Source organism: Clostridium swellfunianum, assembly GCF_023656515.1.
In the GTDB taxonomy this organism is placed as follows: Bacteria; Bacillota; Clostridia; order Clostridiales; family Clostridiaceae; genus Clostridium_AT; species Clostridium_AT swellfunianum.
In genome coordinates this window covers 1,804,552-1,819,380 of the sequence record NZ_JAMOFV010000006.1, presented here as the reverse complement: position 1 = coordinate 1,819,380, position 14,829 = coordinate 1,804,552, and the positions used below count along the sequence as shown (strand labels likewise).

Sequence of the window (14,829 nt, the reverse complement as noted above, 5' to 3'; positions counted from 1 at the left end):
AAATTTAATTAATTTTGTATTTTACAAGCTCAAAATTCCCCTTATCACTATTATATACCGATAAATACAACGCCTTGTCATCTTTCGACCATTCACTGTCAAAGTATGCAATTCTAGAAACGATTAAAAAATGTTGTTCCCCAGAATTATTTTTTGTATCCTCAGCCCAGCTTTCTATTTCCTTATCCTTATTTTCAAACTCTTCTTTTGTAAGTTTGTATTTGTTTTTTAGATTGCTTAAATCAGCAATGTATATATTGGAGTACTCCTTATCAATAAAAAGCTGTTTCTTTTCCTTTACCTTGCAATAAGGAGTTGTACTTCTCTCAAATTTCGCATAGCTTATATATTTTCCAGAATTAGACCATGAAGCATATTTGCCAGCATCAATAAGCTTGCTTTCTTTGGATTCAATGTTAAATACATAAATATTTTCCTTATTTTCGTAAAGTAGATTTTTGCTGTCCTTAGAAATTACAGGGTTATATCCGTCAACTATTTTCACCTCTGAACCGCCATCTGAAGAAATCTTATAAATAGCTGGCTCCTTTTCAATAAAGCCATGACCATCAGGACTTGGAAGTACAGTTACCTTAAAAAATATAATATCGCCTTCTTGTGTAAAGTTGGGCTTAGCAAAAGACACCTGTGAATCCTCAGAACCTATTAATTTATGTATTTTTCTCGTACTAACTTCCATTTTATATATTCCATCTGTTCTGGCAAAAGCTATTATATTATTGTCTTTTTCATAATATACTGGATTGTAGCAATTCCCAATGGTAGTAAGCTGTATTAAATCATTCTTATTTAAGTCAAACTCATAGATATTATCCCCTGAACTGTATAGAAGCTTTGTGCCATCATAATTCATTGAAGGAGTAAAAAATCCACCCTCTGAGATTGCTTCACCTTTGCTTTGCTCTGAGTTAATGCTTACTGCGCTGGCCTTATTTACAGAATTACGATTTGAACCAAAATTCATATTTATTGTAATTGCAGAATATGTAAGTATAACAGCAATCAAGCTGTATCTAATAAACTTTTTATTCATTAAAGCCACCCGAACTTTCATTTTTGTATTTATCTCTTAGTGTTAGTTTCTATAAAATTTATAATTTTATCCATGCATTCTTTATAATGATTTTCAAACAATTCCTTAAACAATAAATTATGACCATTATATTAAATATAATTTATCACAACAAATAATGATTATTATCTGTTATTATGTTATTATTATTTTATAAAATGATTTAGATATACCATTATTGGGAATTATAATCTTAGATTTTAAGTACAGGAGGAAATTACATGAAGGTCATTTTAATAAAATTTGCTCTTGAGAAAGCGGGTGGTAATTTTGGATCTTAATAACATAGACCTTTCCTGTGTGCTCGTAATATTTGGTGGCACAGGAGATTTAACCCATAGAAAGCTGCTTCCAGCTATATATAACCTGAAACACAGTGGAAAACTGCCAGACAGTTTTGCTGTTGTGTCTATAGGCAGGAAGGACTTAACTGATGAGGCTTACAGAGAGCAAGCCTATGAATCAATAAAAAACTTTTCTCGTTTTAAGGAAATAGACGAAAGGTTGTGGCAGGATATTGCAGGACGCATCTATTACAAGCGTTTTGAATTTGAGGACAGCTCAGGCTATGAGAATCTAAAAGCATTTTTAGAACAATTAGATGTTAAACATAATTCTAAAGGAAATAGAATATTCTATTTGGCAGTTGCCCCTGAATACTTCGGCCTAATTACCGATGAACTTAATAAACAGAATATGGTGGTTAACGGTGATTCCTGGCAGAGGCTTATAATAGAAAAGCCTTTTGGAAGAAATTTATCCTCAGCACAAAAACTTAATAAAAAAATTAAAGAGGTTTTCAGCGAGGACAATACCTATAGAATAGATCACTATTTAGGTAAAGAAATGATACAAAGCCTTATGGTTTTAAGATTTGCCAACTCTATATTTGAACCTTTGTGGAACAACAAATACATAGATAACATACAAATATCCTCCAGTGAAACAGTTGGCGTAGAAAACAGAGGCGGTTACTACGAAACCTCAGGAGCCCTGAAGGACATGGTTCAAAATCATATGCTCCAGCTCCTAACCTTAACTGCTATGGAACCACCAATTAATTTAAACTCAAAATCTATCAGAGATGAAAAAATTAAAATTCTTCGTTCTCTAGAAGAAATAACTCCTAAAAAAATCAGAGAGGATATAGTAAGAGGTCAATATGGTGAAGGTATAATTAATAATAAAAATGTTATCGGATATAGACAAGAAGATAGAGTTTCACCTTCTTCAAACACAGAAACTTTTGTGGCCTTAAAGCTTCATGTTGATAATTTCAGGTGGGCCGGTGTCCCCTTCTACATTAGAACTGGTAAAAGAATGAAGACAAAGTCTACAGAAATTATAATTCAGTTCAAGTCTGTCCCAAAGGTTTTGTATGCAAAGGAATATGAAACATTAAAGCCGAATCTTTTAGTTATTGGAGTTCAGCCTAGAGAAGGAATATATCTAAAATTTAATACTAAAAGACCAGGTACAGAGAATTTTATCATTCCAGTAGATATGGATTTTTGTCAAACCTGCCAGTTTGAAAGCAATACTCCTGAGGCCTATGAAAGACTTATATTTGATGTAATGAATGGTGACAATACTCTCTTTACCAGCTGGGATGAAGTTGAGTATTCCTGGAAATTTGTAGATACAATCTCCTCCCAATGGGGAGACAGCAAATTGGTACTTCCTAATTATGAAGCAGGAAGTTATGGTCCAGTTGAAGCCAACGAACTTCTTACTAAAGATAGCAGGCAATGGTGGAACTTATAGTTCATGGCGACAATATAGCTTTTTAAAAAGTTATATTGCTGCCTGCAAGCAATTTATAGCAGTTAGCATTTTATTTATGCTGCAACAATAATTAATGAGGTGTTGTATTTGAAAAAGAAAATATTAACGGTCTCCTTAGCACTTTTGGTACTAGGAGCAGTTTATACAGTACAAAATTATACAAAAAACATTGGTGATGACAGACAGAATACAAGTACTTCCACTGCTGACAGCAAAACAGCTTCTCAATCACCTGCTGTTTCACAGCTTAAGCCTGAAGCTGTGAAAATAAAATCTGTGGACTTCACTCTCCCTGATTTAGATGGTAAGGCTGTTGCTCTAAGCGATTTTAAAGGCAAAAAGGTTATGCTTAATTTCTTTGCAACTTGGTGCAGACCTTGTTTAGAAGAAATGCCTGACATGGAAAAGCTTTATCAGGAAACTAAAAACAGTGATTTAGTTATCTTAGCTGTAAACCTTGGTGAAGATGCTGAAACCGTTAAAGATTTTATGAAAAAGAACAATTATAATTTTCCTGTGCTTTTGGATCTAAAAGGTACCGCTGCCGACAAATATAGTGTTTCTGCAATACCAACTACTTATTTTTTAGATAAGGATGGTAATATTATCCCTTTTGAAGATTTAATAATAAAAAGAAATGTAACACGAAAACAAGGCGCAATGTCCTTAGATGAAATGAAGACATATATAAAGAGTTTAGACAACAAATAGATTTTTACAAATTTCAAGATAATTTAAAGCAGATAATTTTTTATCTGCTTTTTTAAGTTATAATATACATAAGATTTCAAGCTCGGCAGCATATCAAATACTATAGTATATATGATGAAAGAGGTGAATAGTTTGGCATCAAAAAAGCTTTCTGATAAGCTGGCTAAAAAAAGAAGGCTGGCACTAGTTTATTTTGTTCTACTAGTTTTTTTCTTAGGACTAGCATCACGGTTAGTTTATGTCATGATTTTTGATACAAAAAAGCTAAGACAGGTCGCAGCATCACAATGGACAAGCAAAGACACTCTAAATGCTAAAAGAGGAAATATTTTAGACAGAAATGGGAATAACTTAGCTGTTAGTGCTGACGTATATAGAGTGGATTTTGACTTAACAAGCCTTCGCACCACTCTTAAAGATAAAAAAATTGATAGTGACAAATTTGCATCTGACTTATCTTCTATATTAAGCCTTAAGGAAGAGGATGTCCATAAAGCTTTAAACAGAACTCTCGATAACGATTTGCCAGCCAGCTGGGCTCCACTAAAAAGAAGAGTTGAAAAACCAGAAGCTGATAAAGTTAAGGCTCTAAAAATATTTGGTATATTAGTTACTTCCGATACAAAAAGATTTTATCCAAGTAATAATTTTATCTCTCATGTTATAGGTCATATAGATGATGATGGAAAGGGTGTTTCAGGAGTTGAATCACAGTATGATAAGGAACTTGCTGGGGAAAAAGGTCAGCTTGTTTACACTAGAGATAGTGCCAGTAATCAGCTTTTCTTTGAAGATTCCAGGTACACAAAACCAGTAGATGGAAAAAATGTTATACTAACTATTGACGGGGTTGTTCAAAAGTATGCTGAGGATGCTGCCGATAAAGCTCTTAAAGAAAATAATGCTAAAGGTGTTTCTATTATGATTATGAATCCCAAGAACGGCGAAGTTTTAGCTATGGTAAGTAAGCCAGATTACAATCCTAATGCTCCAAGACAAGGTGCAAAAAATAATGATGAACTTTTTAACATGTGGAAAAACAGACCTGTAACTAATTTATTTGAACCAGGTTCTATATTTAAGGTAATTACAGCCGCTGCTGCCATGGAGTATGATACAAGCAAAGAAGATGATAAATTTATTTGTAATGGAAATTCAAAAATATCTAACAGGATAATTAACTGTTGGGAGCTAGGAGGCCATGGAACTGAAAATTTTGTTGATATCTTAAGAAACTCCTGTAATGTTGGCTTCATGGAAGTTGGGAAGAAACTTGGCAAGGAAAACCTTAATACTTTTATAAAAAAAATGGGCTTTGGTGAAAAGACGGGCATTGATCTGCCCGGAGAGGAAAAAGGCATAGTGTTAAATCCTAGTAAAATGAACGATGTAGATTTAGCAACAGAGTCCTTCGGTCAAAGCATATCAGTAACTCAAGTTCAGTATATGGCTGCATTTAATGCTATTGCTAATGGAGGAACTTGGATAAAGCCTCATATAATGAAAAATATCGCACGCTACGACGATGGTGGTAAACTTGTAATAGATAAATCCTACAGCGATTTTAATAAAAAACAAATTTTAGATACACACTTAACTCAAACTTTAAGAGGATATATGGAAAAGGTTGTTTCTAAGGGTGTTGGTTCAAATGCTTTCATTAAAGAATTAAACATAGGCGGTAAGACAGGAACTGCCCAAAAAGCTGAAAATGGAATTTATAAAGACAAGAAATACATATCCTCTTTTGCAGGTCTTGCTCCATATGAAGATCCAAAAATTACTTTGATTGTAACAGTTGATGAACCGGATGAATCCAAGTATTACGCTGGCCAAACAGCCGCACCTGTGGCAAAAGAGTTATTCAACAATATATTCAATTATTTAGCTATTAATCCTAAAATACTTAACTAGCATTGGAGAAGATATATATGAAAATAAGTTTTTGCGATTTTAATGAATATAAAGATGAAGTAATTAAAATTATAAAAAAAAACTATCCTGAGTTTGAAACGTCAGTTAACAGATGTATCTATAGCTGCGGTGACTGTGCAAGAAAGCCTATCGCAAGAATTAATGGTGAACTTTTAGTAGGTGAAAACACTAATGATTTAGTGCAGAAAATAATTGAATATAGTAAGAATATTTAAAGCTACTGTGGTATAGAATATGCTTCTATACCACAGTATTTATTTTTTCTTAAAATACCTCTTTAAGACTGTAATGAATATATTACCAGTATCATTATTAAAAGGATTGCTTTATAATATGAATTTGTATAAAATAAAATTAGCCTAATGTTTAAACAAACAGCGGAGGAGATTTTTCCCTGGGGTGAATCCATTATATTTTGGTAAGGATGCTCTCGTCCTGAACCCGTCAACTAACTTCGCAGGCCAAAAGAGAGGTGCACCTATGAAAAAATCTATAGCGATAGTTATAAGCTCATATTTTGTTTTGTCTTCAGCAGCTATTTCAATAACAGCATATGAAGCGAGAACTGAGAAGCTTAAAAACAACAGCATAGTCTTAGCATTAAATGAACAGCAGAATAATACATACGAAGAAGAATCAACTAAAACAGTTGAACAATCAAAGCCTATTACTTTAGAAAATAATACTGTTTTAACTGCTACTCTTACACCAGACAATACGAAAGAGCTTCAAACCAAGTCTGCCGCAGCTAATAAGCAAGCACTATCAAGAGGTGGAAGCGGTCTTTCAAAGTCATCTGAGAAATCACCTGAAAAGCCTGCACAAAAAGAAACTGCTCCTTCTAAAGGTTCAGTAGAGCTTTTAGATTGGTGGAAACAGGCCAAAAATGTTTTTAAGATTGGAACTACTGCTGTAGTTCAAGATGTTCGCACAGGAAAAACCTTCAAAATTGTAAGAACAATGGGCTCAAATCACGCAGACTGTGAAGCTGCCAGCAAAGCAGATGCAGATATAATTAAAAGTATTTGGGGTGGATTTTCCTGGGATGTAAGACCAGTGATTGTTAATGTAGGTGGAAGACGATTAGCAGCTTCTATGAGTTCCCTGCCTCATGCAGGTATTGATTCAGCTCCTGCCTTTGCAACGGTCAACAACCGTTCTGAGGGCTATGGTAAAGGTGAAAATCTTGATGTAGTTAAGGGTAACGGTATGAATGGTCATTTTGATGTGCACTTTTTAAACAGTACTCGACACAAAGATGGACAAGTTGACTCAAGGCATCAAGCTGCTATTAAAATTGCAGCAAAAAAATAAGGCATGACGAATGTTATGCTTTTTTTTATTGTAATTAATACTAACCATTTTCAGTGTATAAACCATTTCTTAAATTTTTAATACTCTCTAACTATCCAACTATTAAAATTAGAGAAGGCATTTGCCTTCTCTCTATTTGTGCTCTTGATACAACATTTTATTAATAGTAGCAATAACCTCATTCGCATTGGACAGGCCATCTGTGTATACAGCAATAATATACGGCTTAGGTGCATAAACTATCCCAACATCATTTGCAAAGGACCCATAGTTACCTATCTTATGAGCAACAATCTCCTTTGGCACGTAAGCATCTAACCTGTCATGAAAAACTGTTGTTTTCATAATTCCTATAAGTCTTGTGTAATACTGATTATTGCCTTTATTCTCATAAAGCTGCTTTAAAAATGTTAATCCTTCATTTGGCGTTACTAAATTTTCCACTGGCACTGTATGTCCTACCTTTTGTCCAAAGCGCTTCTTCATCTCAGTTCTGCCTATTCTTCTCATAATCATATTTGTAGCTATATTATCAGAATAAATTATACTATAGTCACTTAAGGTTAAAAGTGGTATAGGATTTGTTTTGTCCTTTCCCTGAAGTATTCCCGTACCTGCTTCATAATCAGCCTGAGTATATTTAAGAGCTTCATTAATATCAACTTTTCCTTCCTTAACCATATCAAAAAGTACCATGTTCATTTGCACTTTAACTGTGCTTGCTGCTGTAAAATACTTGTCACCATTGATTGAAAAGCCTTTTCCATTTTGTATGTCATAATATCCAATTCCTACTTTTGAAACATTTTTGCCAAGGTAGTCTCTAATCTTTTGCTCCAAGCTTTTATCTTTACTACCATTGTTAGGTGAAGTATTAACAGGAGTATCAGCTTCACTTTCAAGCATCTTACTTATATATTTTATTCTTTTCTCATAAGCATGAAACTTTATTTGCTCCATATCCTCCATAAATTTATCATCTGGAGATATGTTGCCGCTTAAATTCAAAGGCATATTTTCAAAAGCAGACTTGTCCTCTTGTTTTCCAAAGTAAATTAAGGCTACTGCTACTGCTGTCATCATAATAAGAATTGCTGCAGTCCGCATTGCTCTTTTAAATTTAAAGTTCAATTCAGAACCCCCTTATATCATAATTACCTTTTGATTCCTACCAGATTATTTACAAAAGTATTATATCATAAATATAATATAAATTTCTCGGTAAAATATGACATTCTATAAAGGTTTTACTTTTTCTTTAAAACTTTATTCTCTTCATAGTAATTATTAAAATACATAAAGCCTTTATTTTCAGTTCCTCATGAATTCTCATGTGCGATTTATCAAGTTCAAAATATTCTACAAAACTTATATTTCCTCCTAAGTCTCTATATCTTTTTATATCTTTTTCATAAGTTTAAGAGCATAGGCAATATAACAATAAACTGGTATCCTTCGCCTTATTTACTTAGAACATTAACAATTCCATTATGCCTTTCTGCAAGGTGCTTAACAAGGCCGAGCCCAATTCCACTACCTTCACTTCTTCTTGCGAGCAGGTTATCTGCCTGCCTAAGGCTTTCAAATATAAGCTGTAGCTTATATTCCTCTATTTCTATATCAGTATCGAATATGATGGAAATGTTTTTATTTGAAGCATAGTCAACAACTGCCTGAACAAAAGCTTCAACGCTTTCAACAATATTGCATCTTCTAATGTTTAGTTGTAAATTGCCTGAATCAATTTTAGTTAAGTCAATTAAGTTATTAATTATCCATAAGTGTGCTTTTAGCCTCATTATTAGCTTTCGCAGCTTCTTTCAGCTTTACTAAAAAAATCTCTGAGATAACTTTTAGTTATTCTCAGAGATGTAAATATACTATAGCTCGTAAGTTTCCATATTTTCGATTGCTTCTTCAACTAATCTATCAACTTCTAAGATACTTTCTGCTTTTCTCATTTTATCTAATGCAGGTTTTGTTTTTGGATGCTTTGGAACAAAAATTGTGCAGCAGTCTTCATATGGAAGTATAGAGGTTTCATAAGTCCCAATTTGCCTGGATATATCCATAATATCTTGCTTATCCATAGCAATAAGAGGTCTAAACATTGGTCTGTCAGCTACATCTGTGCTTACAACCAATCCTTCCATAGTTTGGCTGGCAACTTGACCTATGCTTTCACCTGTAGTTACTGATTGCACATTAAGCTTATCAGCCAGTTTGCAGGCTATTCTTGTCATAAATCTTCTCATTATTATTGTAAGTTCGTCTTCTCTGCACTTATCAATAATTGACATTTGAATGTCAGTAAATGGCACAACGTAAAGCTTTATACTGCCTGTATAATTACTTAGTATAGCAGCTAATTGCTTTACTTTTTCTTTAGCCCTTTCGCTTGTATATGGATGGCTATGGTAATAAACACAGCTCACCTCAACCCCTCTTCTTGCCATCATATATCCTGCAACAGGTGAATCTATACCACCAGAAAGCATGAGCATAGTGCTCCCGTTCATCCCATAAGGAAGCCCGCCAACAGCTTTAACCTTTCTCTGATAAACATAAGCCATTTGCTCTCTTATTTCCACATTTACTATAAACTCAGGTTTATTAATCTTAACAGTTAGTCCCGGAACAATCTTTAAAATATGTGCGCCTATTTCCCTACTAATATCCATGGAATTTCCTGGGAAATTCTTGTTTGCTCTGTTGGTTTCTACTTTAAAAGTTGAAGCTCCACTTTCCTTAATTGCTTCTACGGCCTGTTTCTTTATTTCTTCCATAGAAGGTTCAACTTCAGTAACAATGCTAACTTCTGAAACTCCAAATACCTTCATAACTTTGTCAATTACTTCTTCGAGATCGTCTGAATAAATAAACCATCTTCCCTGATCTACAACAAACTCATAATCAGATCCTTGAAGCACTCTTTTAATATTATCTCTAAGCTTTTTTTCAAATCTGTTTCTATTTAAACCCTTAAGAAATATTTCCGGGGCATATTTTACTAAAACTAGCTTTCTCATTTGCTAACTCTCCTTAAAAATCTTAATGATCTTTCAATAACATCTAATGTGTAATCTATTTCTTCCATAGTATTGCTGCTGTTGAAACTAAATCTTATAGTTCCTTTTATCTCGTTGTCTTTAAGGCCTATTGCCTTAAGAACGTGACTGTCTTTTGTATCCTTCGATGAACATGCTGATCCAGTTGATACATAAATGCCGCCTTCTTCCAATAAATGAAGAAGAACTTCAGCCCTGGCACCTATAAAAGATACGCTCAATACATATGGCGAGAAATCTTCTCCAAGTGGACTATTTACCTTAATGCTATCAACTTTGCATAGTTTATCAATAAAATAGGCTTTTAGCTCAATCACTTTATGAAACTTTTGGGCAATATCATAATAAATAATTTCTGAAGCTTTTGCTAATCCAGCTATAGCAGCAAGATTTTCAGTACCTGAACGAAAGCTTCTTTCCTGACCGCCTCCAAAAATTAAAGGCTTAGGAACCAATCCCTTTCTAATATAAGCAAAACCTACTCCTCTAGGTCCATGAATCTTATGACCGCTTGCAGACAATAAATCAATTTTGCATTTTTGCACATCAATTCTATATTTTCCATAGCTTTGCACAGCATCCACATGAAATTTCACTCTGCTGCTCTTTTCCTTTATAAGCTTGCCTATTTTTTCAATATCTTGTGCTACACCTATTTCGTTGTTTACATGCATTATGCTTACAATGGAGGTGTCTTTTGTGATAGAACTTTCTAGCTCCTCTAAGTTTATTTTACCTCTTTCATCAACTCTTAAATATGTAATTCTAAATCCTGAATTCTCCAGTTCCTTGCACATATTCAATACGCTTGGATGCTCTATATTTGTAGTAATAACATGAGAACCTTCCTTCAGAAAGCCTCGTATTAAAAAATTATTACTTTCGCTTCCTCCTGATGTAAATACAATTTCTTCCTTAGAACAGTTTAGGCTTTTGGCAATAATATCTCTGCTTTCATTCATTTTTTTCTCGGCTTGAAGACCTAGCTTGTGAGCTGAGGATGGGTTACCGTAGTAATTTCTCATAACGTCAGCAACAGCTTCTATAACTTCTTCATACGGTTTTGTAGTAGCACTATTATCTAAATAAACTTCCATCATACCACATCCCTTTTCTTCCTAAAGAATGCAAAGAATAAATAAACAAGCCAAATCACAATTCCACTTAAACTTACTAACTGCGCTACTCTTATTGGCCCCATCATCAGGCTATCAGTTCTTAATCCTTCTATAATAAATCTTCCTACAGAATATAACCCAATATATGTAAAGAAGGTGAGACCATTTTTCGATGTCTTTTTTATTATAACCATAAGTACAGCAAACACGGCTAAATTCCATACAGATTCATATAAAAAGGTGGGATGGTAGTAAGTTCCTTCAATAAACATCCCATTTTGAATAAAACCTGGAAAACGGCTGATAAATTCCTTTGTAACTTCTCCACCGTGAGCTTCCTGATTAAAAAAGTTGCCCCATCTTCCTATAGCCTGCGCTAAAATAATGGATGGCGCTGCAGCGTCTGCATATTTTATAAATTCAAGGTTACTCTTTCTTGCGTAAATGTAAGCTGCTATTAAAGCGAATAGTACACCGCCGTGTATAGCAAGACCGCCTTGTCTTATATTTATTATTTCCCCTAAGTTGCTTGAGTAATAGTCTAAATTGAAGAGAACATAATATAATCTTGCTCCTACTATTGCTGCCGGAAGTGCTATAAGTATTAAGTCCATCATTCTATCATAGCTAATGTGCTTTATCCTGCAGTTATAAGAAGCAAGCAAAATACCTATTACCATTCCAGAGGAAATTAATATTCCATACCATCTTATTGGCAGACCAAATAAATTAAAAGCTATTGGATTCATTTTTTACCTCCCTCTATGCTGTCAATATTTTTATTTTGCATATGTACCTATATATAATAGCATAAATTTGTGAAGATTCTATAATGATAGTATTATAATTATAAAAAATATTAAACAGAGTTATAATAACTATCTTAAAATAATTTAGCCGCAGAAATTTCTGCGGCGTTGTGCTATTGATTAAAATTTACATAAAAGCTTACGATATTATCTCTGCTTTCTGCCCATATCTTTCCACCATGAAGCTCAACTATATTTTTTGCAATTGCAAGACCAAGCCCACTGCCTCCTGTAGAGGAAGACCTTGACTTTTCAAGCCTGTAAAACCTGTCAAATATCTTTGACAATTCTTCTGCATGAATAGTATCTCCATTATTATGGATCGATATTACTATTCCTTTTTCATCTTTTGTAATTCTAATTTTTATTTCACCTGGACTATAGCTATACTTTATAGCATTCACAATTAAATTTTCAAAAACTCTTAGTATTTTATCTATATCTAAGTTAAGTGTAATTTTCTCGCTTGGAAATTCTTTGGCAATTGATACTTGCTTTTCCTCAGCCAAAGGTACAAGTTCCTCAATAAGCTGCTCTAAAAATTCATTTACATTTACAGGTTGCTTGTACAGTTTAATACCTTCGCTGCTTAGCTTTGTATATTCAAACAAATCCTCAATAAGCAACTTTAATTTTTCAGACTTATTAAAGGCAATATTTATATATTCCATAAGTTCTTCTTTGCTGGAATATCGATCATCTTTTATAAGCCCTAAATAGCCCATAATTGATGTTAAAGGTGTTCTGAGATCATGGGACACATTAGTTATAAGTTCATTTTTTGTCCTTTCTGCTCTTCTCTCAGCTTCTATTTGATTTTGGAGCTCGCTTGCCATTAGATTTATACTATCGGCAAGGGCAGCAAGTTCATCATCTCCTGCTTTATTAACTCTGTAATCAAGATTTCCTTTTGAAATTTCTATTATTCCTCTTGCAATTTCTTCAAAGTAAAGCATTCTATTCTTTGTTATCATCATAAATATAATAATAAAAGCCCCACAGGCAATTAAAAGAGCCAAAAAGGAATTCCCTCCTGCCTGGTAGTACTCGATATGGGCCTGAGGTACGGCCTTAACCACCACATAAGCTTTATTATCGCTAAACTGCAAAGGAGCAAAATTCACATATTCTTTTCGTGAATCAACATTGTTTTTAGTTTCAAGGGCATTTTTTATAAGGCTGTAAACATCTATCTGTGTCTCGCTGGCATTTCCAGTTTTGTATAAAACCTTGCCATCAAGGTCTAATACAAGAATTTTCGCATCCTCAATAACCCGTGCTCGGTTTTGTATAATGGTCATAATTTTATCGGAATCATTAACACTAAATTTTCCACGATTAATTTCACTTACTATGGCAGAAGAAAGTGAGGATATTTCACTTATGCTCCCACTATAATCAATTCTTGAGTATCTATTGTTCTTTTTATAATAGGAATTTGCAATACCAAAAACAACTGTTGCTGATAAAAGGCAAACTACAAATGTGACAACAAGCTCTGCCCTTATACTTTTTTTTACTCTTGCCATAACATAGTCATATAATCTGAAAGCAGGCTTAAGTAAAAATTTAAAAGGCCTAAGCAAAAGAAATATAGGTGCGAATAAGATTTTAATAACTTTTGGTATTTTAATTTTCAATCTTGTAGCCTACCCCCCAGACGGTCTTTATATACTTAGGATTTCTCGTGTTTTTTTCTAGCTTTTCCCTTATCTTTCTGATGTGAACCATGACTGTATTTTCAGATTCTAAAAAATCTTCCTTCCAAACTCTTTCATATATCTTTTCAATGCTGAAAACTATTCCTCTGTTTCTTGCTAGCAACTCAAGAATATCAAATTCTCTTGGAGTAAGCTTTATGTCTTTGCCTTCCACTTTTATCTCATGAGTATCCACATTTATAGTCAAATCATCAATTTCAATAACGCCGTCATTTTTAATCATAGGTGTATTAAGCCTTATATACCTTCTAAGCTGTGACTTTACTCTTGCTATAAGTTCTAAAGGGTTAAATGGTTTTGTCATATAATCATCTGCACCTGTAATAAGACCATTTATTTTATCTATATCCTGACTTTTTGCGGAGAGCATTATTATAGGCATATTTTTCTCTGCTCTTATTTTCATACAGGCTTGAATTCCATCAAGCTTAGGCATCATTACATCAAGTATTATAAGATGAATATCTTTTGACTCTAGAATTTCTATGGCTTCAATTCCATCCTCAGCCAATATTGTATTGTATCCTTCATTTTTTAAATATATATTAACTAAATCTCTAATTTCTTTTTCATCATCAACGATAAGAATTGTTTCTTTATCCAACTAAAAACCCTCCCACCATACAACTCAACTACTCTAAATATTACATCAGCATACACAATTCCACCTATAACATCAAAGACAACATGCTGCTTAATAAACACAGTAGAAATAATTATCATAAAAGACGTGATCCAAATCAAAGACATATTAACTTTATTTCTTACATTGCTTGCCATTATTCCTTTAACCATTAAAAAACTTGTTAGCACATGAATGCTTGGGAAACAGTTATAGGGCTGGTCTGCACTATAGATTGAATTTACCATTCTTGTCAGTATATCTCCTTCTAATAGTTCTGGTCTCGGCACCGTTGTCTGAAAGAAATAAAAAGTTATATATGAAGCTATAAGCCCCAATGCGTAGCTTGTTAATGTTTTATAGTAGATATCTCTATCCTTGCAGCATAAATAAAGCATTGTTAAGAATATAAAACCATACCAAATAATATAAGGAATAATAAACGCCTTTACAAATGGTATTGAATTATCCAAAGATATTACAAGACTTTTAGCTCCTCTTTCAGAATTGTTTAACGCTACGTATATTAAATTTAATGGCGCCAAACAAGCCATAGCACTTAATGGTAAAATATTTTCCTTTAATTTTTTATAAACTGCACTTTCTCTTATAATGGCTTTTTCCACGATAAATACCCCCACAAAGATAAATAT

General features: G+C 33.4%; 14 protein-coding genes and 1 riboswitch. Of the genes, 5 read left to right on the top strand and 9 right to left on the bottom strand.

All coding sequences use genetic code 11. The annotated features are described in order from the left end of the window. Positions 1 to 4 precede the first annotated feature (4 nt). Positions 5 to 1,054, bottom strand: a complete 1,050-nt coding sequence (locus NBE98_RS08295) for a hypothetical protein (protein WP_250814480.1) — start codon at positions 1,052 to 1,054, stop codon at positions 5 to 7. A gap of 300 nt (positions 1,055 to 1,354) precedes the next feature. Between NBE98_RS08295 and zwf the strand changes: the two genes are divergently transcribed. From zwf to NBE98_RS08270, 5 genes are all read left to right on the top strand, one after another. Further along, on the top strand, positions 1,355 to 2,857 hold the full coding sequence (zwf, locus tag NBE98_RS08290) for a glucose-6-phosphate dehydrogenase (RefSeq protein ID WP_432432662.1): 1,503 nt from the start codon (positions 1,355 to 1,357) through the stop codon (positions 2,855 to 2,857). 108 nt (positions 2,858 to 2,965) lie between these two features. Then, on the top strand, positions 2,966 to 3,589 hold the full coding sequence (locus NBE98_RS08285; RefSeq protein ID WP_250814478.1) for a TlpA disulfide reductase family protein: 624 nt from the start codon (positions 2,966 to 2,968) through the stop codon (positions 3,587 to 3,589). A gap of 123 nt (positions 3,590 to 3,712) precedes the next feature. Beyond that, positions 3,713 to 5,503: a stage V sporulation protein D gene (locus NBE98_RS08280; RefSeq protein WP_250814477.1), complete on the top strand. Its 1,791-nt coding sequence runs from the start codon at positions 3,713 to 3,715 to the stop codon at positions 5,501 to 5,503. A gap of 17 nt (positions 5,504 to 5,520) precedes the next feature. After that, on the top strand, positions 5,521 to 5,739 hold the full coding sequence (locus NBE98_RS08275) for a DUF1450 domain-containing protein (protein ID WP_250814476.1): 219 nt from the start codon (positions 5,521 to 5,523) through the stop codon (positions 5,737 to 5,739). A 131-nt stretch (positions 5,740 to 5,870) separates the two neighbouring features. Next, positions 5,871 to 6,001, top strand: a riboswitch (cyclic di-AMP (ydaO/yuaA leader). Between the two features lie 3 nt (positions 6,002 to 6,004). Next, positions 6,005 to 6,838 (top strand): hypothetical protein, encoded by an 834-nt coding sequence (locus NBE98_RS08270; protein ID WP_250814475.1) that lies wholly within the window; start codon positions 6,005 to 6,007, stop codon positions 6,836 to 6,838. A gap of 132 nt (positions 6,839 to 6,970) precedes the next feature. On the opposite strand, the gene NBE98_RS08265 is transcribed toward NBE98_RS08270, so the two are convergent. The 8 genes from NBE98_RS08265 to NBE98_RS08230 form a co-directional block, all read right to left on the bottom strand. Next, positions 6,971 to 7,969, bottom strand: a complete 999-nt coding sequence (locus tag NBE98_RS08265) for a serine hydrolase (RefSeq protein ID WP_250814474.1) — start codon at positions 7,967 to 7,969, stop codon at positions 6,971 to 6,973. 329 nt (positions 7,970 to 8,298) lie between these two features. After that, positions 8,299 to 8,637, bottom strand: coding sequence for an ATP-binding protein (locus NBE98_RS08260; protein ID WP_250814473.1), 339 nt, complete (start codon positions 8,635 to 8,637; stop codon positions 8,299 to 8,301). 81 nt (positions 8,638 to 8,718) lie between these two features. After that, positions 8,719 to 9,867 carry a tRNA uracil 4-sulfurtransferase ThiI gene (gene thiI / locus NBE98_RS08255; RefSeq protein WP_250814472.1) on the bottom strand — a complete coding sequence of 383 codons (1,149 nt, stop codon included), beginning with the start codon at positions 9,865 to 9,867 and terminating at the stop codon, positions 8,719 to 8,721. Then, the gene (locus NBE98_RS08250; protein ID WP_250817508.1) at positions 9,864 to 11,003 is read right to left on the bottom strand and encodes a cysteine desulfurase family protein; all 1,140 of its coding nucleotides are present in this window, start codon (positions 11,001 to 11,003) and stop codon (positions 9,864 to 9,866) included. Before NBE98_RS08250 ends, thiI begins: the two co-directional genes overlap by 4 nt. Continuing rightward, entirely contained in the window at positions 11,003 to 11,773 is a 771-nt protein-coding gene (gene lgt, locus NBE98_RS08245; RefSeq protein WP_250814471.1) for a prolipoprotein diacylglyceryl transferase, read from the bottom strand. Before lgt ends, NBE98_RS08250 begins: the two co-directional genes overlap by 1 nt. Positions 11,774 to 11,946: 173 nt before the next feature. Then, positions 11,947 to 13,473: a HAMP domain-containing sensor histidine kinase gene (locus tag NBE98_RS08240; protein ID WP_250814470.1), complete on the bottom strand. Its 1,527-nt coding sequence runs from the start codon at positions 13,471 to 13,473 to the stop codon at positions 11,947 to 11,949. Further along, positions 13,463 to 14,158, bottom strand: coding sequence for a response regulator transcription factor (locus NBE98_RS08235; RefSeq protein WP_250814469.1), 696 nt, complete (start codon positions 14,156 to 14,158; stop codon positions 13,463 to 13,465). Before NBE98_RS08235 ends, NBE98_RS08240 begins: the two co-directional genes overlap by 11 nt. Continuing rightward, positions 14,104 to 14,802 (bottom strand): phosphatase PAP2 family protein, encoded by a 699-nt coding sequence (locus tag NBE98_RS08230; protein ID WP_250814468.1) that lies wholly within the window; start codon positions 14,800 to 14,802, stop codon positions 14,104 to 14,106. The genes NBE98_RS08235 and NBE98_RS08230 overlap by 55 nt, the downstream gene beginning before the upstream one ends. Between the last annotated feature and the right edge of the window lie 27 nt (positions 14,803 to 14,829).